Genomic DNA, 20794 nt, shown 5'->3' with positions numbered 1-20794 from the left:
CGCCGTCCGTTCCGGCGTCGCCTCCTGTGAGGAAAAACCGCAAAACCGCCGGAATGACGCGCGATCATCCAAGGCTTCCGACAGTTTCACATCCGAGAGATCATACCAAACCGCCAGCAACATCGCCTTAAACAAGGCCAGAGGCGGCCAGGCTGCTTCACCTTTCGACGCGCCGTAAATGTCATCCAGTATGGCTTCAAGTGGTGCCCAATCAATCAAGCCCGAGAGCTGGTCCAGGGACGATCTACCACACCCGCTATCAGGAAAATGCAATGCTTCCTGTCCAATCCGGCGACGCGGCATCTCAACCTCCAATTCGTCACCATAAAGAATCAGATAAATCCGAGCCGTTGCAACCCTACCCGCGCACAGGTCTCATAATCATCGCCTCATACGATCACAGTTAGGGAGAATGACGCGGCGAGGAATCCACGCCTCTTGTTTTGAGTTTGAAATATCCAACTCAAGAAAAGGCAGAATTCAATCCACCACTCACCGCAACAAATCCGCCAGCGCCAACGCGACCACCTTCGTCGCCCGATGTAAATCCGCCAGCGGCAAGCGTTCATCCGCGCGGTGGGCATTAGCCTCCTCAATGCTGCGCGGCCCGGCGCCATACAGCACAATCGGCACACCGGCGGCGGCGTAATGCCGCGCATCAGTATAAAGCGGCACACCCATGGTGCCGATTTGTTCGCCAAAAATCTCCGTCCCGCGCCGGGTCAGCGCCTCGGCGAGCCTTTCCGCCCCCGCCAAGGGTGTCAACGGCAAGGCCAGCAGCACGCACTTCATCTCCACCTCGGCCCCAGGCGTCAGTTGCACTGCCTGAGCAATCAACCCGCGCAGTTCCGCCTCCACCGTCTCGGGGTTTTCGTCCGGGGTAATGCGCCGATCCAGCCGCAGCGTCACCTTATCCGGCACCACATTGGTGTTAATCCCGCCAGAAATCAGCCCTACCGTCAGCCCTGGCGCGCCAATGCCCGGAATCTTGGAAACCTGCTCTTGCAACCGGCCCCGTTCCGCATAGAGCGCATTCAGCACACATGTCGCGGCCTGCAACGCATCAATACCCGTCTCCGGCTTCGCGGCATGGGCGGACCGGCCCAGCACCGTAACCTCCAGATGCAAACAGCCATTATGCGCCATCACCACATTATATGAAAACCCGGCGGCGATGGCGTAATTCGGCTTTGTCAGCCCTTCTGAAAGCAGCCAGCCTGGCCCAATCTCTCCGCCCGTTTCCTCATCGTAAGTGATGTGCAGTTCCACCGTCCCCGCCAAGGGCAAGCCGCTTTCCTTCAGCGCCTTCAACGCAAACGCGTAAGAGCAAATATCGGATTTCGACACCGCCACCCCGCGTCCATACATCCAGCCCTCCCGGATCTCCGCGCCGTAAGGGTCGGCACTCCACCCCTCACCGGGCGGCACCACATCGCCATGGGCATTCAGCGCGATGGTCGGACCAGGGCCAAAACCATGACGCACAATGAGGTTGGTGCAGCTCATCATACCATGCGCCGCCACCAAGGCATTCGGCACCTTATGCCGTTCCACGTGGAACCCCAGCCCTTCCAGCAGCTCCGCCGTCAACTTAGCATGGGCGGCACAATGTCCTGGTGGATTGTCGGAGGGCTGGCGCACCAGCCGGGCCAGAAACTCCTCCCGCGTTGCCTCATGGGTGTCGATCAAATCAATCAACGTCATCAGTTGCGCCCCTGTGCTATCAGCGCCAGTATGCGAGTGTGACCAGCTTTCGCCAATATCCCGGAGCTTGGCTTGATTACTGCAGCTGACCCTTTTCTGAGCTTATTCGAACATTCCCCCTGGGTTGTGGAGCGTGCCTTCTCCGCCGCACCCTTTGCCGACAAAGCCGCGCTGCACGCCGCTCTGATGCAGGTCGTGGAAGACGCCACTCCCGCCGAGCAGCTTGCCCTGATTCGCGCCCACCCAGAGCTCGGCGCCCGGGAGGTGCCGTTGACTGAAGCCTCCCAGGCGGAACAGCAAGGGGCCGGATTACGCGCCCTCACCCCGGAGGAATTCGCCCGCTTCACCGCGCTGAACACCGCCTACCGGGAAAAATTCGGCTTTCCCTTCATCGTTTGCGTACGGCTGCAACCGGGCAAGGCGGCGATATTGGACCAATTCGCCAAACGGTTGGACAACGACGCTGATATGGAACAAGCTCAGGCCCTCCGCGAAATCGGCAGCATTACCTGGCTGCGTTTACAGGACATAAACCCATGAAAGGCCTCACCACCCACGTTCTGGACATTGTGAACGGCACCGGCGCCAAAGGCATGCAAGTGGATGTTCATGCCCCCGGCAATAAAAACTATTCCGTCACGCTCGATGCAACCGGCCGCGCCACCTTGCTGGAGGATCTGGAAGCCGGTGCCTATGAGCTGCGCTTCCACGCCGCCAGCTACCGCCGCGCGGCGGAATTTTACGATATCATCCCCATCCGCATCCTGGTTCACGAACCAGAGCGTCACTACCACGTCCCTTTAATCCTGAGCGCCTATGGCTACTCCACCTATCGAGGCGGCTAACACACCCGCGTTCCCGCGTGACCTCACCGGCTATGCCGGGCATCCGCCACACGTCTCCTGGCCCGGCGGCGCCCGGCTCGCGCTCAGCTTCGTGCTGAATTACGAGGAAGGCGCAGAAAACTCCGTCCTGCATGGCGATGAAGGAGCGGAGACTTTCCTCTCTGAAATCGTCAACGCCCCGCAAGTTAGCGGTATGCGCCATCACAGCATGGAAAGCCTGTACGATTACGGCAGCCGCGCCGGGTTCTGGCGGGTCCGTAAGTTGTTTGAGGAGCACGGCCTGCCGCTCACCGTCTATGGCGTGGCCATGGCCATGCAGCGCAATCCGGCGGGTGTGGAGGCAATGCTGAAATCCGGCTGGGAGATTGCCAGCCACGGCTATCGCTGGATCAATTACCAATATGTGCCGGAGGAGGTGGAACGCGAGCACATGCAGCGCGCCATCGAGATCATCACCTCCCTAACCGGCCATCGCCCGCTCGGCTGGTACACCGGCCGCACCAGCCCCAACACCGCCCGGCTGGTGGTGGAGGAAGGCGGGTTTGTGTACGATGCTGATTCCTACGCCGACGACCTGCCTTATTACGACACCACCTGGGGCAAACCGCAGCTCATTTTACCCTACACGCTCGACACCAACGACATGCGCTTTGCCGCCGTGCAAGGCTTTAATACCGGCGCGCATTTTGTCTCCTATGTAAAAGACGCCATCGACGCCTTGCGGCGGGAAGGTGAAACCTGCCCCAAAATGCTCTCCATCGGCCTGCATTGCCGCATCATCGGTCGCCCGGCGCGCATCGGCGCGTTACGCACAATCCTGGATTACGTCGCGGGCCTGCCGGATGTGTGGGTCGCCAAACGTATCGACATCGCCCGCACCTGGATGCAGCAGGTTCCCCCGCCGGAAGCATAATTTACCTTTCCGATTTGACATAAATCTTGGCAGCCCCCCGCCGCACGGGTTAGCTGCCCCCATGAGTGAACGGATTGACCCGCGTTTGATGCGCGAAGGACGGCGCGCCAGAGGTGCGCTTTATGGCAGCATCGCATTGGGGCTTATCTCCGCCTGGGTGGTTATTGGCCAGTCAGTGCTGCTGGCGAAGCTGGTGACCACCATCTCCTTCCACCACATCAACTTGCAACCACTTATGCCTTGGGTTGCCGGGCTGGCTGGGCTGTTTCTGGTCCGCGCCCTGCTGACCTACGGCGCGGAGGTGCTGGCCAGCCGCGCCTGCCTGGCCATTAAAACCGGGCTGCGCGCCGCGATGCTGGAAAAGCTTTTCGCCCGTGGCCCAGCCGGGGAGGCCGCCAGCGCCGAAGCCGCCACCACCATGCTGGACGGTGTGGAAACACTGGACCCTTATTTCGCCCGCTACCTGCCGCAAATGTATCTCTGCGTAGCGGTGCCACTGGCCATTTTGGCGCTGGTTTTTCCGCTGGACTGGATCAGCGGGCTCGTCCTGCTCGTCGCCGGGCCTTTGATTCCGTTGTTCATGGTGTTTGTCGGCTACCGGGCGGAGGCGATCAATCAGCGCCAATGGGAAAAACTGCTCCAGCTCGGCACGCATTTTCTGGATGTGCTGCAAGGTCTCACTACGCTGAAGCTGTTTGGCCGAGCGCGGGATGAAATCGCCATCATCGCCCGCATCTCCGATGATTACCGGCGCACCACCATGGAGGGGCTGCGTATCGCCTTCCTCACCAGCGCGGTGCTGGAATTCTTTGCCTCACTGGCCATTGCGCTGGTGGCGGTGATGTTCGGCGCACGGCTGATTCACGGGCATTTCAATTTTTATCCGGCGTTTCTGGTGCTGCTGCTGGCGCCGGAATTCTTTGTGCCACTGCGCGGGCTTTCTGTACATTATCACGCCCGCATGAGCGCCATTGCAAGCGCTAAGCAAATTTTTGAAATCCTAGACGCGCCCGTTCCCCAGCACGGCACCTCCCCGCTGGCGCCCGCGGAGCAGTTCGACCTTCTTTGCGAGAATCTCAGTTTTTCCTACGCCGGGCATAATGTGATCGAAAATTTCAGCGCGCATTTCCCGGCAGGCAAAACCACCGTCATTGTCGGCACCAGCGGGGCAGGTAAAACCACACTCTCCCGCCTGCTGCTGGGCTTTCTGCACCCTACCGTCGGGCGCATTCTGGTGAACGGGCAGAACCTCGCGGATGTCGCACCGGAAAGCTGGTGGCGTGCGCTGGCCTGGGTGCCACAAATGCCGCGCTTGTTCCATGGCAGCATTGGCGACAATCTGGCGCTAGGCCAGCCACAAGCCGACTATGCCGCCCTGCGCGGCGCCGCCGCGCGGGCGCACGCTTATAACTTCATCAAATCCATGCCCGGCAAATTCGGCGCGCAAGTGGGGGAAGGCGGCGCTAACCTGTCCGGCGGGGAGATCCAACGCCTCGCCCTCGCCCGCGCCTATCTGCGTGAGGCCAAATTGCTGATCCTGGACGAAGCCACCGCCAGCCTAGACGCCACCACAGAAGCCGCCATTCTCGACGCCATGGCGATGATGAAAACCGGCTGCACCGCCATCATCATCGCCCATCGCCTCGCGGTGGCGGAGCGCGCGGACCAGATTCTGGTGATGGAAGAGGGCCGGCTGGTGCAGTCCGGCACGCATGAGCACCTAATGTCCGAACCTGGCCCCTATCGCACCATGGTCACCACTCAGCGGGAGGCAGCTTATGTCTGACATCTGGCGTCTTGTCCGCCTGCTCTCCCCTCGGCGCGGCTGGATGCTCGCCGGGTTGGGGATGGCCACCGTCACGTTGCTGGCCAATTTCGGGCTGCTTGCGCTCTCCGGCTGGTTTCTGGCCGCCACGGCACTCACCGGACTGGCGGGAATCGCGGCGCAAAATACCTTTAACTTCTTCACCCCCTCGGCCATGGTTCGGTTTTTCGCCACGCTGCGGGTGCTGTCGCGTTATACGGAGCGGCTGGTCACGCATGAGGCCACATTCCGGCTGCTGGCGGACCTGCGGGTCTGGTTCTACACACGGCTGGAACCGCTGGCCCCCGCCGCCTTGCAGACCCAACGCGCGGCGGACCTGCTGAACCGCATCGTCGCGGATATCGATACGCTGAATCTGTTCTACCTACGCGTCTTCGTGCCGGTGCTCACCGCAATCGCCGCCGGGCTGCTTATGGCGGCGTTCTTTGCGTTCTTCTCCTGGCCCGCGGCCCTGGCGCTGATTCTGGGGCTGGCCCTCAACGGCATGCTGGCCCCGGTGCTCACCAACCGGTTGGGCGCCAAACCGGGGGTGGAGATCACCCGGCTCACCGCCGCCCTGCGCACAGAATATGTCGAAGCCCTGCAAGGCATGGGCGAGCTGCTGGTGTTCGGCGCCGCCCCCGCCATGCAGGCCCGCGCGGCGGTGCTGAATGAGGAGCTGGCCACCGCCCAGGCGCAAATGGGCCGCGTGGCTGGGCTGGGCTTGGCGCTTTCCGGCCTTGCCGCCAATGCCACACTGCTGGCGGTGCTAGTGTTCGGGGCCAGGCGGTTTGAGGCGGGCGGGATCGGCGCCGCCCAGGTGCCCATGCTGGTGCTAGGCGCCATGGCAGCGTTTGAGGCCACGGCCCCCTTGCCCGGCGCCCTGCAATATCTTGGGCAAATCAAAGAGGCCGCGCGGCGCATCTTTGCCCTGGCCGATCAGCCGCCGCCCATCGCCCCCCAGGAAGCCGCCGCCCCAAAGCCGGCAGGGTACGGGCTAAGCCTGGACAACATCACGCTGCGCTACGCGCCGGACTCCCCCGCCGTGCTGAACGGGCTCTGCCTCACCGTGCCGGAAGGCCAGCATATCGGCATTGTCGGCGCCACCGGGGCGGGCAAATCCACGCTCATCAACCTGCTTTTGCGGTTTCATGAATTCCAGGGCGGCGTCGCGCGCTTTGGCGGACAGGATCTGCGCGCCTTTGGCAGCGCGGACATGGCCCGACACATCACCGTGATCTCCCAGCGCAGCTATCTGTTTCACACCACCATCCGGGACAATCTGCTGCTCGCCAACGGCGCGGCGGACGAGGCAGCCCTCTGGCACGCGCTGGATGTTGCGCAGCTCTCAGACTTCGTCCGGTCTCTGCCGCGCGGGCTGGACTGCTTGGTGGGCGAAGCCGGGTCGCGGCTCTCCGGCGGGCAGGCGCGGCGCATCGCCTTGGCTCGCGCGGTGCTCAAACCCGCCCCCTGGCTGATTCTGGACGAGCCGACTGAAGGGCTGGACACAGAGACCGAACGCGCCTTCCTGGCCGACCTCGCCCCTATCCTGAAAGGCCGGACGGTGTTCTACATCACCCACCGCCCCGCCGGGCTGAAGCTGATGGACGAGGTTTACACATTACGCGACGGCCAAGCCTTTAAAGCCGCGTAAACCTGCTCCTTTTTGATACGCTCGCGCATGGTGCCCTTTGCCGCCATGCACAAACAACCGCCCAGATATCCGCCGATACTTAAGCTTTACCCAAGGGGTGGCGGCGAAATTTGATAAAGATCAAGCCAATGCCAACCATTAGCACCTATAGGCAGAGTGCTTAGGTAATAGAGGTTTCCACAAATCTGGAGAGAGCGGTCATGCCGTTAATCGATCCGAGCGTCGTCGACCTGTCGCGTTTACAATTCGCGTTGACGGCCCTCTACCACTTCCTGTTCGTGCCGTTGACACTCGGCATGACCTTTCTGCTGGCGGCGATGGAGACGGTTTACGTCATCACCGGCAAGCAAATTTACAAAGACATGACCCAGTTCTGGGGCAAACTCTTTGCAATCAACTTCGCCATTGGCGTGGCCACGGGCCTCACCATGGAGTTCGAGTTCGGTACCAACTGGTCCATGTACTCGCATTTCGTGGGCGACGTGTTCGGCACCCCGTTGGCCATTGAAGGGCTGATGGCCTTCTTCATGGAGTCCACCTTCATCGGTCTGATGTTCTTCGGCTGGGATCGTCTCTCCAAGCCGGGCCATCTGGCGGTGACATATCTGACCGCCCTGGGGTCCAATCTCTCGGCTCTATGGATTCTGATCGCCAACGGTTTCATGCAGAACCCGCAGGGTGCATCCTTCAACCCCGACACGATGCGCATGGAGTTCAACTCCTTCCTGAAACTGGTGTTCAGTCAGGATGCGCAGGCAAAGTTCGTGCACACCTCCATCGCGGGGTTTGTCACCGGTGCTCTGTTCGTGATGGGTATTTCCGCGTTCTACATCCTGCGCAAGCAACATCGTGAATTCGCCGCGCGGTCCTTCCGTATGGCGGCTTTGTTCGGTGTCATCTCCTCTCTGGCGGTGGTCACGCTGGGCGACGCGCTGGGGCGGCTGGATTATCTGGTGCAGCCCACCAAGATCGCGGCCATCGAAGGGCTGTGGCAGGATAGCGCCGCGGGTGGTTCCGCTGCGTCAGCCCCCTGGCTGCTCTTTGCCCTGCCGGATCAGGCCACCCAGAGCAACCGCGCTGAAATCGGCATTCCCTATGTGCTGGGCCCGCTTGTTGCGCACTCCTTCAACACCAACATCCCCGGCCTGATCACGCTTGAAAAAGAAGCCGGTCCGCGGATTGAGAAAGGCATTACGGCGCTGACCGCGCTGAAGGCTTATGGTCAAGACCATGACGCCAGCGCCCTCTCTACCTTCAAGGCGAATGAGAAGGATATGGGCTATGGCTTCCTGGCGCAGCGTTACGCGCCCGACCAGGACCTGAATCTGATCACCCCGGCCAACCAGAGTGAAGTGATCGCCAAAGCGGAGAAGGACACCATCCCCAACGTGTTCGTCACCTTCTGGTCGTTCCGCATCATGATGTTCCTGGGCTTCTACTTCGTGGCGCTCTTCGCCTTCGCTGCCTATTTCAGCCTGAAGAACCAGCTTGAGCGGAACCGTTGGCTGCTGAAGCTGAGCATGTGGTCCATCCCGCTGCCGATTTTGGCGTGCGAGTTCGGCTGGATCACCGCCGAGGCCGGCCGTCAACCCTGGTCCGTGTTCGGCTATCTGCCGACCTTCCAGGCGGCGTCCAGCCATGGCCTCGGGTACATGGTGTTCTCGCTCATCGGCTTCGCACTGCTCTACAGCGCCTTCATCGCCGCCGAGCTGTATCTGATGTTCAAGTTCGCCCGCCTGGGTCCGCAACCGCACCACAAGGAAGCGCCCGAGGCCGCTGCCACGGCGCCGATGTTCGCCGCCCCGGCCGAATAATTAGGAGCGATGTGATATGGAACTTTATGTTGTTCTGAAAGTCGTCTGGGCGCTGCTGCTGGGGGTTCTTCTCTCCGGCCTCGCCGTCATGGTCGGCATGGATATGGGTGTGGGCACCTTGCTGCGATTTGTCGGCAAGACCGATCTTGAACGCCGCACGGCGTTGAACATCATCGGCCCGCATTGGGATGGCAACCAAGTGTGGTTCATCCTGGGCGGCGGCGCCATCTTCGCCGCCTTCCCCACCCTGTATGCCACGTCGTTCTCGGTGTTCTATGTGGTCATGATCCTGCTGCTGTTCAGCATGATCATGCGCCCCGTGGCATTCGAGTACCGCTCCAAGGTCAATGCCGGCAAATGGCGCGGCGTATGGGATTGGGCTTTCCTGATCTCCGGTGCCGTCCCGATGATCGTGTATGGCGCCGCCTTCGGCAACGTGATGCAGGGTGTCGGCTTCCATTACGGCTGGGACGGGCAATATTACCAGGATGAATCCTTCATCTGGTATCTGCTCAACCCCTTCGCGCTGATGTGCGGCGTGATGTCCCTGGCGCTCTCCGTCCAGCAGGGTGGGACCATGCTGATGCTGCGCGGTGAAGAGCCGATCTTCAGCCGGGCCCGCAAGGCGGCCATCGGCGGCGGCCTCGTTGGCGGCCTGCTGTTCATCGCTGGCGGGTTCTGGATCGCCCATCTCAACGGCTATGCCTTCACCACGCCCGTCACCCCCGGCGCGCCCGCCACCCCGCTGGAAGGCCCCGCCGTGGTGCAAATGACCGGCGCTTGGCTACACAACTATGCCGCTTATCCCATCCTGTGGGTGCTGCCCCTACTGGGTCTGGTTGGCATGTTTGGCGCAGCGCTGCTAAACTTGGCCCGCAAGCCCGTCATCGCTTGGTGGCTGGGCGCCATCGGCTGGATCGGCGCGATCTTCACGACAGGGGCGAGCATGTTCCCCTTCCTGATGCCCTCCACCACCAACCCGAGCCAGAGCCTGACGGTGTGGAACGCCTCCGGCAGCGAATATAATCTCGGCTGGATGCTGTTCTTCGCCCTGGTCTTTACCCCCATCATCATCTGCTACACCTCCTGGTGTTTCTATGTGATGCGCGGCAAGGTGAAGGCCGAACACGTGGCCCATGACGAGCATAGCTATTAAGGAGCAACGCAATGGGTAAGCTTTTCACCTTTGTCGGCCTTGGCATGGTGCTCGTCCTGGCGCTGGTGCTGGCCGTTGTCGCCGGGGATTACGGCCCCTGGTACTTCGCCTGGATGGTGGGCACGGTCATGATCGTGCTGATCGCCGGCTGCGGGGCTGTGCTGTTCGACAGCCAGCATGAAAAAGGAAAAGGAGAGATCTGATGCCTCACGATCTTGAAAGCATTATTATCTTTATCCCTTTTGTTTATCTGGGACTCTGCTACATAGCCTACTTATATACCCGGAAGAAGTTCCCCTAAACCCTCACGGAACCTAACGGGTTGCAAGCCGCGCCGGAGATTTCCACCCTCCGGCGCGGTTTTTCTTTTAAAAGTACACTAACGGAACAAAAATTCAGGGGGAGCCTTGCATAAAGGCACCCCCTTTTAAAACAGCTAGAGATTTTAAGCGCTTTTTACACGTTGAAGCGGAACAGCATCACATCGCCATCCTTCACGATGTATTCCTTGCCTTCCACACGCAGCTTGCCGGTTTCACGCGCCCCGGCCTCGCCCTTATTCGCGATATAATCGTCATAGCCGATGGTTTCCGCCGCGATGAATCCGCGCTCGAAATCACCATGAATCACACCCGCCGCGCCCGGCGCCTTGGTACCTTTCACAATCGTCCAGGCCCGCGTTTCCTTCGGCCCTACAGTGAAATAGGTGATCAGCCCCAGCAGCCCGTACCCGGCGCGGATAATGCGGTCCAGCCCGGAATCCTCCAGCCCCAAATCCGCCAGGAACCCGGCGCGGTCTTCTTCCGGCAGCTGGCTCACCTCCGCCTCAATGGCGGCGGAGATAATCACATACGCCGCCCCCTGGGTAGCGGCCATCTCGGCCACGCGAGCAGATTGCGCGTTGCCCGTGGCGGCGGCGGCTTCTTCCACGTTGCACACATACAGCACCGGCTTGGAGGTAAGCAGGTTCAAGCGCTTCACCGCCTCCTCCTCACCTTTGGGGATCGCCGCGCGCACCGGTTTACCGTCTTCCAGCGCCTTGATCAGCGGCTCAATCAGCTCCAGCTCGGCGGCGGCCTGCTTGTCGTTGCTCTTGGCTTTTTTCTGCAGGAGCGGCACGCGCTTGGTCAGGCTTTCCAAATCCGCCAGCATCAGCTCGGTTTCCACCGTCTCCGCATCGCGGATCGGGTCCACCGAGCCTTCCACATGGGTCACGTCGTCATCCTCGAAGCAGCGCAGCACATGCACAATGGCATCCACTTCGCGGATATTGGCGAGAAATTGGTTGCCCAGCCCCTCTCCCTTGGAGGCACCGCGCACCAGCCCGGCAATGTCCACAAACTCCAGGCTAGTCGGCACAAGCTTCTGGCTCTTGCCGATCTCGGCCAGCGCCTGCATCCGCTTATCCGGCACCGCCACCCGGCCGGTATTCGGCTCGATGGTGCAGAACGGATAATTCGCCGCCTGCGCCGCCACCGTGGCGGTGAGCGCGTTGAACAGAGTGGATTTGCCGACATTCGGAAGCCCCACAATCCCGCAATTAAACCCCATTATTTCTGCTCCCCGCTCACCCGCGCGACGCGGGTCATGAAATCTTCCGGCTTGCCATCGGCCAGCAAGGCGGCGCTGTCCGCCACCGCGTCCAGCAACGGCTCCAGCCAGTCCTTGTCCGCTTTGGAAAAATCCCCCAGCACATGGCCGGTTACCCGCGCCTTGTCACCAGGATGGCCAATCCCCAGCCGCACCCGCCAGTAATCCGGCGTGGAAAGATGCCGGTCCGTGCTGCGCAGCCCATTATGGCCGGCATTGCCGCGACCTTTTTTCACGCGGACCTTGCCCGGCGCCAGATCAAGCTCGTCATGGAATAAAGTGATGTCCGCTGGCGCGATCTTGTAAAAAAACGCGGCTTCCCGCACCGCCTCGCCGGACAAATTCATATAGGTCATCGGTTTCAACAACAGAATTTTCTGTGTCCCGATGCGCCCCTCGGCGGTCAAGCCTTTAAAGCGGACCTTCCAAGGGGAAAAACCATGGCGGGCGGCAATCGCTTCCACAGCCATGAAGCCAATATTATGACGCTGCCGCGCCATGCCCGGTTCCGGGTTTCCAAGTCCAACCCAAAGCAGCATGGCGCGGCGCGATCAGTCGTTACTTCTTCTTGCCACCCTTGGCCGGCGCCGCCGCGGCGGCGGCGGCGGCCTCAGCGGCAACCTGCTCGGCGGAGACCAGCGGCGGGGCAATGGTCGCGATCACGAAGTCGCGGCCCGTGATCACCGGCTTGCAGTTCTCGCTGCCCTTCAGGTCGTGCCAGCGCACGTTGTCGTTAATGTCGAGCGTGTTGAGGTCAATCTCGAACTTCTCGGGGATGTGGTCAGCATCCACGATCACCTCAACCTTGTGGCGCACAACATTCAGCACGCCGCCGCGCTTCAGGCCCGGGGAGGTGCCCTCGTTCAGGAAGTGCACGGCCACCGCAACCTTCACCGGCTCACCGGCGACCAGGCGCTGGAAGTCCACGTGCTCCGGCTGGTCGGTAACGGGGTGAAAAGACACGTCGCGCATCAGCGCACGGGTCTTGGTGCCAGCCACGTCAATCTCATAGAGACGCGAGCGCCAACCGCCGCGCTTCAGCTCCTTCATCACGGTACGCGGGTCCAACGCGATCAGCGCGGGCTCCTGACGGGCACCATAAATCACGGCGGGCACTTTGCCCTCACGCCTCGTCGCCCGCGCCACCCCCTTGCCGGCACGCGAACGAGCAGAGGCCTCAATCAATTCAAATTCGGCCATTTTTAGCTCCATACAAACAACAAAAGCCGGCCTCCAGGGGTGCCGGCGGGCGGGGTTTATCCGGTTTTTTGCCCTCTTTCAACCAAGGCGTCCCGGCGCTAGGCTGCTATGCATGAAAATCGCCCTTTACCAAGGCCCTGGCTGCCTGAATGATGTCCAAGCTGGCTTCGCTCACCTGCACGCACAAGCCCACAAGGCCAAGGCGCACGGGGCGGATCTGCTGATCCTGCCGGAGATGTATCTCTCGGGCTATAATATCGGCGCCGCCGCCGCATTTGCCCAGGCCCTTCCACCATCCGACTTGGCCCCGGCACAAGAAACCGCGAAGGCGCTGAACATCGCTCTGGTGTTCGGCTACCCGGAGCGTGTGGGGGACAATGTCTCCAACGCTGCGGTACTGATCGGCCCGGATGGGGAAATTTTGCTGAATTACCGCAAAACCCACCTGTTCGGAGACCTTGACCGGCAGATGTTCAAACACACCGGCACGGATTTCCCGGTGGTGAGCTTTAATGGCGTCAAAATCGGGCTGCTGATCTGCTACGATATCGAATTCCCTGAACCCGCCCGGTGCTTGGCCCTGGCCGGGGCGGATATAATCCTGATCCCCACCGCGCAGATGGCACCTTACGAGCAGGTGGCGCGCCACGTTATCCCCACCCGGGCTTATGAAAACCAGGTTTATATCGCCTATGCCAACCATTCCGGCGCGGAGAACGGGCTGGGTTATATCGGGCTGTCCAGCATTTGCGGCCCCGACGGCGCGGTGCTGGCCTTGGCGGGCACGGGGGAGGAGATGCTCTTCGCGGACACCGACCCCGCCCACCATGAGGCCGTGCGCCAAGCTGATCCGTTCTTTAAAGACCGTCGCCCGGAACTTTACCGCCCGCTCTCCGCATAATGGCCATCTTTCTGCTTGTCCCCGGCGCCTGGCATGGCGCCTGGTGCTGGGAAAGCGTGACGACACGCCTTGAAAAAGCCGGCCACAGCGTGCTGACGCCGGACCTAGATGATGTGCCGCCCGGCGCCAATCCCTTGCCGCTCTGGGCACGGCAGATTGCCACGCTGGCACACGCGGCCCCGGAACCGGTCATACTCGTTGGCCATAGCCGGGGTGGGCTCGTGATTTCAGAGGCTGCCGCGTTGGCCCCGCAAGCAATCCGCCAGTTGGTCTATCTCACCGCTTTTTTGCTTCCAGCCGGGCAGAATATGCAAAGCACCTTCACCCGGCCCGAGGCCGGGGGCGAGCCGGATTATCTCCGCCCCGCGCGCGGGCGATGCCTGACTGTCGCTGCGGAGGCAACCATGTCCCGCTTCTACCCCCTGGCCGACCCGGAGACAGCAAAACAGGCCGCCGCGCGGCTGCACCCGGAGCCTCTGGGAACCTTTTCCGCCGCCGCAACCGTTACACCAGCGCAGCTAGGCCGCGTGCCCCGGGCCTACATTGAATGCACGCAGGACCGCGTGGTGCCGCTTGCCCTGCAACGGGTCATGCAAACCGCCCTGCCCTGCGCGCCGGTTCTGAGCCTGCCCGCGGACCATTCGCCGTTTTTCTCAATGCCGGAAAAACTGGCGGAAACGCTGGCGGCTTTAGCCCCCGCGCCCGCTACCGCCGCTCCCACACCGTCTCCTCATTCTCCTGCCAGGCGGCCCGGTGCAGCAGGGGAGTGTCGTCGGTAAAGGCCGGTTTGCCAATGCACAGATAAGCCGAGAACTCCCAGCGTTCCGGCACCTTGAACAGCCGCTCCATCACACGGGGCATCAAAATTGAAACTGCCCCTACACCCAGATTCTCCGCCCGCGCCGCCAGCCAGAGCGCGAAGATCGCCATAGCGGTGGATTGCTGCAAGGTCAGGTCCATGGTGGCGCGGCCCAGCCTGTGCCCGGCCTCGGGGTCTGTATCGGTAAACACCGCGAGTTGCACAGGGGCCGCATCCAGCCCGGCCAGCTTCAGCTTGGCATACGCCTCGGCCTGGGGCCCCGCATAATGCGCGGCGGCGTCCTGGTTGCAGCGCTCAAACTCCGCGCGCACCGCGCCGCGCAAGTCCGTGCTTTCCACCCGCAACACCCGCCAGGGCCGGGCATTACCGACAGAAGGTGCGTGGTCCATCGCCAAACGCAGCCGCTCCAGCACCGTTTCGGGTACCGGGTCAGTCAGGAAATGCCGTACATCCCGCCGCCAGAGCATAATCTCGGCCAGGGTCGCGGCCTGTCGCGGGCCAAACTCCATTATTGCCCCGCCATGGCGGCACCCAGCCGCGACCATTCGGCCGCCGTGCCGGGCATCCCTAGCCGGATCCATGTGCCGGAATAGGGAAAGATACGCGACCAGATATGATGCGCCGCCAGCTTCGCCTGCGCGGCGGCGGCATCCGGCGCGTCATAGAGCCGGAACAGGCAGGTGCCGCCAACAACGCTCCAGCCCGCCTGGGCGGCCAGCTCATCCATGCGGGCAATCTCGGCCATCAGCCGGGCCGTGCTGGCCTTGGCCCATTGCGTATCCGCCAGCGCCGCGGCGCCAATCTCCAGCGCCGGGCCGCAAACTGGCCAGGGGCCCGCAAGCTGGGACAAAGCGGTGATATCCGCCTCGCTTCCCAGCGCGAAGCCAAGGCGCATCCCCGCCAGACCATAAAACTTGCCGAAGGAGCGCAGCACCACCAGACCAGCCCGCCCAGCTGCCGGCGTCAAGGAGAGGTCCGGGTACGGGTCACCAAAACTCTCATCCACCACCAACCGCCCGACCTGGGGCAGCAGCGCCAGAAGCGATTGCGGGTCGTGATAACGCCCATCCGGGTTATTCGGATTCACGATAACCGCGAGGTCCGCTCCAGCCGTGTCCGCCGCCGTGGCGGCTTCCTCCACCTGCCAGCCTAGAGCGCGCAGGGCGGCGGCGTGTTCGTTATAAGTCGGGGACATGATCCGTGCCTTACCCGGCTTGGAAAGCAGCGGGATAAGCTGGATGGCCGCCTGCGCTCCCGCCAGAGGCAGCACCGCGCCCTGGGTGTTGTAGGAGGCGCGCGCGGTTGCGATGAGCCGGGCAGTGGCGCTGGCGGTGGGCAAGGCCGTCCAGGCATCCGGGGAAATGTCCGGCACCTTGTAAGGCTGGCGGTTGATGCCGGTGGACAGGTCAACCCAGCCCGCCCGGGTGCCGCCATATTGGGCTACCGCCCAGTCCAGATTTCCACCATGGTCGCGTTTCATTTCAAGCCCCACAATAAGCTGGTTAGCCCCAGAAGCGCGGCCGACAGAATCAGCATCCGCCGGTAAAGGGCTAGCCCCGCATGAATATCCTCCGCCCCTGGGTCGCGGCCGGCGGCGTTGATCCAGGGTTCGTTGGCTACCTCGTTGCCGTAAATGCGCGGGCCGGACAAGCGCAGGCCAAGCGCCCCTGCCATGGCCGCCTCGGGCCAGCCGCCATTGGGGGAGCGGTGGCGCCGAGCATCGCGCCAAGCGGTTTGCAGAGCCGCTTTCTTGCGGTCCGTCGCCAAGGCGAACAGCAAGGCAGTGAGGCGCGCGGGAATGAGATTGGCGAGGTCATCAATCCGGGCGGCGGCCCAGCCGAAGGCGCGGTAGCGGGGTGAGCGGTGGCCGAGCATGGAATCCAGCGTGTTGATGGCCTTGTAGGCGGCGATCCCCGGCAGGCCAAACAACGCGCCCCAGAAAAGCGGGGCGATGATGCCGTCTGAGGCGTTTTCAGCCAGACTTTCCAACGCGGCGCGGGCGATGCCCGATGCGTCCAGCAGGGCCGGGTCACGCCCGACGATTTTGGCGACCTCCCGCCGCGCCGCGGACAGATCGCCCTTGAGGAGCGGCTTGCCCACCGCCGCCACATGGCTGTGCAAGCTGCGCGCGGCGATGAGCGGCCAGGCCAGGAGGGCAGTGAGCACCGGCCAGGCCATGCTCTGCAGCACGGCGGCGGCGGCGGTGCAAAGCGCGATCACCAGCAGCCCCGCGACAAACCCCTTGAGGCGCCGGGCAAGGGGGCGGCCGTGGTTCCAGCGTTGGTCAAGCTTTGAGATCAGCGCCCCGCACCAGGTGACCGGATGGCCGATGCCTCGGTAAAACGCATCAGGCCAGCCAATAAGCGCGTCCAGCGCCAAGGCCAGCAACATGGCGACGGGATGCGGGCTCATGGCGCGGCCAGAGCAAGGTTGGTGAAGCCGATGGACCATTGCCCTCCCGGCAACAGCGTGACCCGCGTGGCGGAGAGCGGGGCGATTTCAAAGCCTAGGGCGGAGGCAGGTACGCCCAGCGCCAGCCCGAGCGCAGCGCGGATCACCCCCGCGTGAGTGATGAGAATGGCCGGGCCGTGAGTGGCGATCTCTTGCAGGGCCGGGGCCGCGCGGGCCGTGAGGGCAAGGAAGCTTTCGCCCCCCGGCGGGCAATGCGCGGCCAAAGCGACGCGGCTGAGGGGGCCTAGATCCGGCAAGCTTTCAGCCTGCTGCCCCTCCCACGCGCCGAAATCCTGCTCGCGCAGGCGTGGGTCGGCATCGGCCGGGCGGGTGGGGAACAAAGCCTGGGCGGTCTGGCGGCAGCGTTGCAAGGGGCTGGTGAGCAGCCGGGCCGGGCCTGGGCAGAACAATGCAAGGCGCTGGCGGGCCGCTGCCAACTGTTCGGGCGCCAACGGCTCAGCTGGGACATCCAGCCGCCCGGCAAGGCGCCCCTGGGCGGCGGATGACGCGTGGCGGATGAGCAGGAGGCAGGACATGCTGTGGCGTGAAGCAGGCGGCAGCGGGCTTTTCAAGCCCGCCGAATGATGTTTGGTATCAGCCCGGCATGATGATTCTCGTCACAGGCGGCGCGCGCTCCGGCAAAAGTGCGTATGCTGAAAGCCGGGCTTTGGCGCTGCCGGGCACGCCTTGCTATATCGCCACCGCCGAAGCGGGGGATGAAGAAATGACAGCGCGAATCGCCGCGCACCGGGCCCGGCGCGGGCCACCCTGGCGGGAGATTGAAGCGCCGCTGGATCTGGCGGGCGCGCTGGCGGCCAGCGATGGCGAAGGCCCCCGGCTGGTGGACTGCCTGACGCTATGGCTCTCAAACCTGATGTTCGCGGAACAGGACCTGGACGCAGCGGCGGCCCGCCTGGGCGAGGCGGTGCGGGGCCAGCAATCGCCGGTGATTTTCGTGACCAATGAGGTCGGCATGGGCATTGTGCCGGAAAACAGGCTGGCGCGGCGGTTCCGGGATGCGGCGGGGCGACTGAACCAGTGCGTTGCGCAGGTGGCGGATGAGGTGCAGCTGGTTGTTTCCGGCTATCCGCTGCGGGTGAAGTGATTTTTGAAGGACTGGACTGAAGATGGATGTTTCCCTTTTTCCGGCGGTGTCTTTTGCCGAATTGCGGGGGCGGCTGGCTGCGCTGCCCGGCTTTGACGCAATGGCGGCGACCGCCGCGCGGGGACGGCAGGAACAATTGACCAAGCCGCCAGGCTCGCTCGGGCGGTTGGAGGACGTGGCGGTGTTCATGGCCGGGTGGCGCGGCACTGCGCGGCCGGAGATCAACACGGCGCAGGCGCTGGTGTTCGCGGGGAATCATGGCGTGTGCGCGCAAGGTGTGAACCCGTATCCGCAAGAGGTCACCGTGCAAATGGTGGCGAATTTTGAGGCGGGGGGCGCGGCAGTGAACCAGCTGTGCCGGGCGAGCGGGGCAGCGCTTTCCGTGCTGGCGCTGGCGCTGGACCGCCCGACGGGGGACTTCACTCAAGGCCCGGCGATGAGCGAGGCCGAGGTGTTGGCAGCAATGGTCCAGGGCGCTGACGCCGTGGACAAGAACGCGGATATTCTGCTGCTGGGCGAGATGGGCATTGGCAATTCCACCGTGGCGGCGGCGCTGGCGACGGCCCTGTTTGGCGGCAACGCAACGGATTGGGCCGGACCCGGCACGGGCGCGGACAAAGACGGGATGAGCCGGAAGATTCAAGCGATTGAGGCCGGGGTGGCGCTGCACCAAGCGGTGCGCGGCGACGGGCTGGCGGTGCTGGCAGCCTTTGGCGGGCGCGAGCAGGCGGCGATTTGCGGGGCAATTCTGGCGGCGCGGGCCAACCGGATTCCGGTGCTGCTGGACGGGTTTATCTGCACCGCCGCCGCCGCCGTGCTGGAGACGCTGGGCGGTGACGCGCTGGCGCATTGCCTGGCCGGGCATGTGAGCGCAGAGCCAGGGCACCGGCGCCTGCTGGAAAGGCTGGAGAAAACGCCGCTACTGGCGCTGGAGATGCGGCTGGGCGAAGGCAGCGGCGCCGCCGTGGCGCTGGGCGTGGTGCGCGCGGCGCTGGCGGCGCATAATGGCATGTCCACCTTTACCGAGGCGGGTGTTTCAGGCGCATGAGCCTGCGCCGCCGCGTGGATGAGATGCGGCTCGCTTTTATGCTGCTGAGCCGCTTGCCGATAGGGCGGATGGAGACTGCGCCGCCTCTGGGCGCCTGCGTCTGGGCTTACCCCGTGGCGGGGGCGGTGATGGGCGCGCTGGCGGGGCTGGCGTTCCAACTGGCGGCCTGGGCCGAGCTGCCGCCGCTGGTGGCGGGGCTGGCGGCCATGGGCGCCAGTATGTTGCTGACCGGGGCTATGCATGAAGACGGCCTGGCGGACATGGCTGACGGATTTGGCGGCGGGCAAGGCAAGGCGCGCAAGCTAGAGATTATGCGCGACAGCCGGATTGGCAGCTATGGCGTGGTGGTGCTGGTGCTGGTGCTGGGCGCGCGGGCTGCGTGCCTGGCCGCCCTGCCCGCGCCCGGCATGGTGCTGCGGCTGGCAGTTGTGGGGGCGGTGAGCCGGGCCTTTTTGCCCGTGCTGATGCTAGCCTTGCCACCGGCCAGGGTGGATGGGCTGGGCCAGGCAGCGGGTGTGCACGTCCGGGCCGGGCCCGTGACAATGGGGGTGGTTTTGGCCGGATTGATGGCGATGGGGCTGGGGCATAGCAGGCTGCTGGCCATAATGGCCGGGGTGACGCTGGCGGTTGGCTGGTTGGCCAAACGGCAGATTGGCGGGTTTACCGGCGATGTTCTGGGCGGTGCGCAAAGTCTGTGTGAAGTGGCGGGGCTTTGCGTTCTGGCCGCGCATGGTCCTTCCAGGCTGATTTAAACTCCTGCCTGGGATAGAAAGTTTTTCAACGTCGCGAGAGCATTGAGGATGGAGCCGGTATGATACGGGCGCGGTTAGCCCAACACGTTCCGCAAGGCTCCAAGACGGGAAAGGGTGCGGATGGTACGGCTTTGGTTCGAGACGGCCAGCCCCATGACCAGGGCTTCCAGGGCGATCAGCGTGGTGCCGTGCAAGGCGATACGCTCCGTGCGGCCGCGCCGGGCGGCAATGATGGCGTTGGAGGTGCGGGCCAGCTTGCTGTTGGGGGAGTCCGTGACCAACACTATGGGCACCCCGGCAATCGCGGCCTCTGAGGCGACGAGCAGCACTTCTTTATAAGGCTTGCCGTAAGAGAGAATCAGCAGGCGATCTTGCTCGGACAGATCCAGCAGTTCATCCGCCAGCCCTAGCCCACCCTGGCCGATGACTTTGGCGGGCTGGCCGTGGCGGCCCATTAATAAACGAAGATACTCCGCCAGCGGGCGGGAGGGACCAGCCGCATAAATGACAATGCGTCCCGCCCCTTGCAGTAGCGCGACAGCTTTGTGAATCTGCTCACGCGCGCGCGGTTCCTGCATTGTGGCCAGGGATTCCACGTGCGTATCGATCACGACATCCGCGGCGGTGGAGCCCTTGCCGCCAATATCGTCCAGGGTCTGGCGCATGTGATGCAAGGGCGCGGAGGATTTGCCTATGCCCGAGGCGATGGATTGCCGCAAATCTGCCAGGCCCTGAAAACCAAGCGCCTGAACGGTGCGGATGACCGTGGCATCAGACGTACCAATCATGGCCGCGAGCTCCGCGGCGGAATGGGCCAGCAACGCCACGCGGTTGCGGTTGAGGTAATGCGCGACCCGCAGCATGGTGGGCGGCATACCGGCCTCCTGGGCGAGCAGTTGTGCCGCCAAACGGTCTTCTGGGACCGGAGTGTCTTTGCTGGGAGCGGCGGATTTGCCGGTCTTCTTTGGGGATTTCATGAAATCGTCAATTCTGTAGTGCTTGCGGGCGCTCTCTTGTTTAGGTAGCAGTTGCTACAA

23 protein-coding genes are annotated in these 20794 nt (G+C 63.3%); 13 read left to right on the top strand and 10 right to left on the bottom strand.

Going from position 1 to position 20794, the window contains the following annotated elements; all coding sequences use genetic code 11:
• Window positions 1–303, bottom strand: a 303-nt coding sequence (locus tag BUB54_RS09960; RefSeq protein WP_139284863.1) for a transposase, incomplete at its 3' end; no start/stop codon positions are given.
• Window positions 304–492: 189 nt separating this feature from the next.
• Window positions 493–1704, bottom strand: a complete 1212-nt coding sequence (locus BUB54_RS09955) for a M20/M25/M40 family metallo-hydrolase (protein WP_048878058.1) — start codon at window positions 1702–1704, stop codon at window positions 493–495.
• Between the two features lie 72 nt (window positions 1705–1776).
• Here BUB54_RS09955 and uraD point away from each other — a divergent pair, with 72 nt between their 5' ends.
• The 8 genes from uraD (at window position 1777) to BUB54_RS09915 (ending at window position 10093) form a co-directional block, all read left to right on the top strand.
• Window positions 1777–2244 carry a 2-oxo-4-hydroxy-4-carboxy-5-ureidoimidazoline decarboxylase gene (gene uraD, locus BUB54_RS09950; RefSeq protein WP_241869333.1) on the top strand — a complete coding sequence of 156 codons (468 nt, stop codon included), beginning with the start codon at window positions 1777–1779 and terminating at the stop codon, window positions 2242–2244.
• Complete coding sequence (locus tag BUB54_RS09945; RefSeq protein WP_048878060.1) at window positions 2241–2549, top strand: hydroxyisourate hydrolase; 309 nt, start codon at window positions 2241–2243, stop codon at window positions 2547–2549. Before uraD ends, BUB54_RS09945 begins: the two co-directional genes overlap by 4 nt.
• A complete protein-coding gene (puuE, locus tag BUB54_RS09940) occupies window positions 2521–3462 on the top strand; it encodes an allantoinase PuuE (RefSeq protein ID WP_048878061.1) in 942 nt (313 codons plus the stop codon). The genes BUB54_RS09945 and puuE overlap by 29 nt, the downstream gene beginning before the upstream one ends.
• A gap of 61 nt (window positions 3463–3523) precedes the next feature.
• A complete protein-coding gene (cydD, locus tag BUB54_RS09935; RefSeq protein ID WP_048878062.1) occupies window positions 3524–5248 on the top strand; it encodes a thiol reductant ABC exporter subunit CydD in 1725 nt (574 codons plus the stop codon).
• A complete protein-coding gene (gene cydC / locus BUB54_RS09930; RefSeq protein ID WP_175556497.1) occupies window positions 5241–6920 on the top strand; it encodes a thiol reductant ABC exporter subunit CydC in 1680 nt (559 codons plus the stop codon). Before cydD ends, cydC begins: the two co-directional genes overlap by 8 nt.
• Window positions 6921–7120: 200 nt before the next feature.
• Window positions 7121–8734 (top strand): cytochrome ubiquinol oxidase subunit I, encoded by a 1614-nt coding sequence (locus tag BUB54_RS09925; RefSeq protein ID WP_048878063.1) that lies wholly within the window; start codon window positions 7121–7123, stop codon window positions 8732–8734.
• Between the two features lie 16 nt (window positions 8735–8750).
• Window positions 8751–9890, top strand: a complete 1140-nt coding sequence (gene cydB / locus BUB54_RS09920) for a cytochrome d ubiquinol oxidase subunit II (protein WP_048878064.1) — start codon at window positions 8751–8753, stop codon at window positions 9888–9890.
• Between the two features lie 11 nt (window positions 9891–9901).
• Window positions 9902–10093 carry a hypothetical protein gene (locus BUB54_RS09915; RefSeq protein WP_048878065.1) on the top strand — a complete coding sequence of 64 codons (192 nt, stop codon included), beginning with the start codon at window positions 9902–9904 and terminating at the stop codon, window positions 10091–10093.
• 253 nt (window positions 10094–10346) lie between these two features.
• Here the strand turns inward: BUB54_RS09915 and ychF are convergent, their stop codons facing one another.
• The 3 genes from ychF to BUB54_RS09900 are packed head-to-tail and all read right to left on the bottom strand — an operon-like array spanning window position 10347 to window position 12680.
• Window positions 10347–11441 carry a redox-regulated ATPase YchF gene (ychF, locus tag BUB54_RS09910; protein WP_048878066.1) on the bottom strand — a complete coding sequence of 365 codons (1095 nt, stop codon included), beginning with the start codon at window positions 11439–11441 and terminating at the stop codon, window positions 10347–10349.
• Complete coding sequence (gene pth, locus BUB54_RS09905; protein WP_048878067.1) at window positions 11441–12019, bottom strand: aminoacyl-tRNA hydrolase; 579 nt, start codon at window positions 12017–12019, stop codon at window positions 11441–11443. Before pth ends, ychF begins: the two co-directional genes overlap by 1 nt.
• A 19-nt stretch (window positions 12020–12038) precedes the next feature.
• Complete coding sequence (locus BUB54_RS09900; RefSeq protein ID WP_048878129.1) at window positions 12039–12680, bottom strand: 50S ribosomal protein L25/general stress protein Ctc; 642 nt, start codon at window positions 12678–12680, stop codon at window positions 12039–12041.
• 112 nt (window positions 12681–12792) lie between these two features.
• Between BUB54_RS09900 and BUB54_RS09895 the strand changes: the two genes are divergently transcribed.
• Window positions 12793–13581 (top strand): carbon-nitrogen hydrolase family protein, encoded by a 789-nt coding sequence (locus tag BUB54_RS09895; protein WP_048878068.1) that lies wholly within the window; start codon window positions 12793–12795, stop codon window positions 13579–13581.
• Window positions 13581–14360 carry an alpha/beta fold hydrolase gene (locus BUB54_RS09890; protein ID WP_048878069.1) on the top strand — a complete coding sequence of 260 codons (780 nt, stop codon included), beginning with the start codon at window positions 13581–13583 and terminating at the stop codon, window positions 14358–14360. Before BUB54_RS09895 ends, BUB54_RS09890 begins: the two co-directional genes overlap by 1 nt.
• Here the strand turns inward: BUB54_RS09890 and bluB are convergent.
• The 4 genes from bluB to BUB54_RS09870 are packed head-to-tail and all read right to left on the bottom strand — an operon-like array spanning window position 14287 to window position 17388.
• Window positions 14287–14910, bottom strand: coding sequence for a 5,6-dimethylbenzimidazole synthase (bluB, locus tag BUB54_RS21455; protein ID WP_048878070.1), 624 nt, complete (start codon window positions 14908–14910; stop codon window positions 14287–14289). The two genes, BUB54_RS09890 and bluB, sit on opposite strands and share 74 nt — an antisense overlap.
• Window positions 14910–15881, bottom strand: coding sequence for a threonine-phosphate decarboxylase CobD (gene cobD, locus BUB54_RS21450; RefSeq protein ID WP_048878071.1), 972 nt, complete (start codon window positions 15879–15881; stop codon window positions 14910–14912). Before cobD ends, bluB begins: the two co-directional genes overlap by 1 nt.
• Complete coding sequence (gene cbiB / locus BUB54_RS09875; RefSeq protein ID WP_048878072.1) at window positions 15878–16813, bottom strand: adenosylcobinamide-phosphate synthase CbiB; 936 nt, start codon at window positions 16811–16813, stop codon at window positions 15878–15880. The genes cobD and cbiB overlap by 4 nt, the downstream gene beginning before the upstream one ends.
• Complete coding sequence (locus BUB54_RS09870; protein WP_048878073.1) at window positions 16810–17388, bottom strand: histidine phosphatase family protein; 579 nt, start codon at window positions 17386–17388, stop codon at window positions 16810–16812. The genes cbiB and BUB54_RS09870 overlap by 4 nt, the downstream gene beginning before the upstream one ends.
• 8 nt (window positions 17389–17396) lie before the next feature.
• Here BUB54_RS09870 and cobU point away from each other — a divergent pair, with 8 nt between their 5' ends.
• Genes cobU through BUB54_RS09855 form a run of 3 tightly spaced genes read left to right on the top strand, consistent with a single transcriptional unit; the run spans window position 17397 to window position 19757 of the window.
• Entirely contained in the window at window positions 17397–17957 is a 561-nt protein-coding gene (gene cobU, locus BUB54_RS09865) for a bifunctional adenosylcobinamide kinase/adenosylcobinamide-phosphate guanylyltransferase (protein WP_342351562.1), read from the top strand.
• Window positions 17958–17979: 22 nt separating this feature from the next.
• Entirely contained in the window at window positions 17980–19005 is a 1026-nt protein-coding gene (cobT, locus tag BUB54_RS09860) for a nicotinate-nucleotide--dimethylbenzimidazole phosphoribosyltransferase (protein WP_048878074.1), read from the top strand.
• Window positions 19002–19757, top strand: a complete 756-nt coding sequence (locus BUB54_RS09855) for an adenosylcobinamide-GDP ribazoletransferase (RefSeq protein WP_048878075.1) — start codon at window positions 19002–19004, stop codon at window positions 19755–19757. The genes cobT and BUB54_RS09855 overlap by 4 nt, the downstream gene beginning before the upstream one ends.
• 74 nt (window positions 19758–19831) lie before the next feature.
• On the opposite strand, the gene BUB54_RS09850 is transcribed toward BUB54_RS09855, so the two are convergent.
• On the bottom strand, window positions 19832–20734 hold the full coding sequence (locus BUB54_RS09850) for a MurR/RpiR family transcriptional regulator (RefSeq protein WP_048878076.1): 903 nt from the start codon (window positions 20732–20734) through the stop codon (window positions 19832–19834).
• Window positions 20735–20794: the final 60 nt, after the last annotated feature.

The organism is Acidocella aminolytica 101 = DSM 11237 (assembly GCF_900129125.1).
Classification (GTDB): Bacteria; Pseudomonadota; Alphaproteobacteria; order Acetobacterales; family Acetobacteraceae; genus Acidocella; species Acidocella aminolytica.
Note: the sequence above shows the minus strand (reverse complement) of the source record. Positions and strands in the feature narration are given on the sequence as shown.

What these genes read in the sequence shown, in the direction of transcription:
- cydD (WP_048878062.1), top strand. Translation starts at nt 3,524, where the DNA reads ATGAGTGAACGGATTGACCCGCGTTTGATGCGCGAAGGACGGCGCGCC.
- cbiB (WP_048878072.1), bottom strand. Translation starts at nt 16,813, where the DNA reads ATGAGCCCGCATCCCGTCGCCATGTTGCTGGCCTTGGCGCTGGACGCG.
- cydB (WP_048878064.1), top strand. Translation starts at nt 8,751, where the DNA reads ATGGAACTTTATGTTGTTCTGAAAGTCGTCTGGGCGCTGCTGCTGGGG.
- pth (WP_048878067.1), bottom strand. Translation starts at nt 12,019, where the DNA reads ATGCTGCTTTGGGTTGGACTTGGAAACCCGGAACCGGGCATGGCGCGG.
- BUB54_RS09900 (WP_048878129.1), bottom strand. Translation starts at nt 12,680, where the DNA reads ATGGCCGAATTTGAATTGATTGAGGCCTCTGCTCGTTCGCGTGCCGGC.
- BUB54_RS09890 (WP_048878069.1), top strand. Translation starts at nt 13,581, where the DNA reads ATGGCCATCTTTCTGCTTGTCCCCGGCGCCTGGCATGGCGCCTGGTGC.
- BUB54_RS09895 (WP_048878068.1), top strand. Translation starts at nt 12,793, where the DNA reads ATGAAAATCGCCCTTTACCAAGGCCCTGGCTGCCTGAATGATGTCCAA.
- cobT (WP_048878074.1), top strand. Translation starts at nt 17,980, where the DNA reads ATGGATGTTTCCCTTTTTCCGGCGGTGTCTTTTGCCGAATTGCGGGGG.
- ychF (WP_048878066.1), bottom strand. Translation starts at nt 11,441, where the DNA reads ATGGGGTTTAATTGCGGGATTGTGGGGCTTCCGAATGTCGGCAAATCC.
- BUB54_RS09955 (WP_048878058.1), bottom strand. Translation starts at nt 1,704, where the DNA reads ATGACGTTGATTGATTTGATCGACACCCATGAGGCAACGCGGGAGGAG.
- puuE (WP_048878061.1), top strand. Translation starts at nt 2,521, where the DNA reads ATGGCTACTCCACCTATCGAGGCGGCTAACACACCCGCGTTCCCGCGT.
- BUB54_RS09855 (WP_048878075.1), top strand. Translation starts at nt 19,002, where the DNA reads ATGAGCCTGCGCCGCCGCGTGGATGAGATGCGGCTCGCTTTTATGCTG.
- BUB54_RS09870 (WP_048878073.1), bottom strand. Translation starts at nt 17,388, where the DNA reads ATGTCCTGCCTCCTGCTCATCCGCCACGCGTCATCCGCCGCCCAGGGG.
- BUB54_RS09850 (WP_048878076.1), bottom strand. Translation starts at nt 20,734, where the DNA reads ATGAAATCCCCAAAGAAGACCGGCAAATCCGCCGCTCCCAGCAAAGAC.
- BUB54_RS09925 (WP_048878063.1), top strand. Translation starts at nt 7,121, where the DNA reads ATGCCGTTAATCGATCCGAGCGTCGTCGACCTGTCGCGTTTACAATTC.
- BUB54_RS09915 (WP_048878065.1), top strand. Translation starts at nt 9,902, where the DNA reads ATGGGTAAGCTTTTCACCTTTGTCGGCCTTGGCATGGTGCTCGTCCTG.
- BUB54_RS09945 (WP_048878060.1), top strand. Translation starts at nt 2,241, where the DNA reads ATGAAAGGCCTCACCACCCACGTTCTGGACATTGTGAACGGCACCGGC.
- bluB (WP_048878070.1), bottom strand. Translation starts at nt 14,910, where the DNA reads ATGGAGTTTGGCCCGCGACAGGCCGCGACCCTGGCCGAGATTATGCTC.
- cydC (WP_175556497.1), top strand. Translation starts at nt 5,241, where the DNA reads ATGTCTGACATCTGGCGTCTTGTCCGCCTGCTCTCCCCTCGGCGCGGC.
- cobD (WP_048878071.1), bottom strand. Translation starts at nt 15,881, where the DNA reads ATGAAACGCGACCATGGTGGAAATCTGGACTGGGCGGTAGCCCAATAT.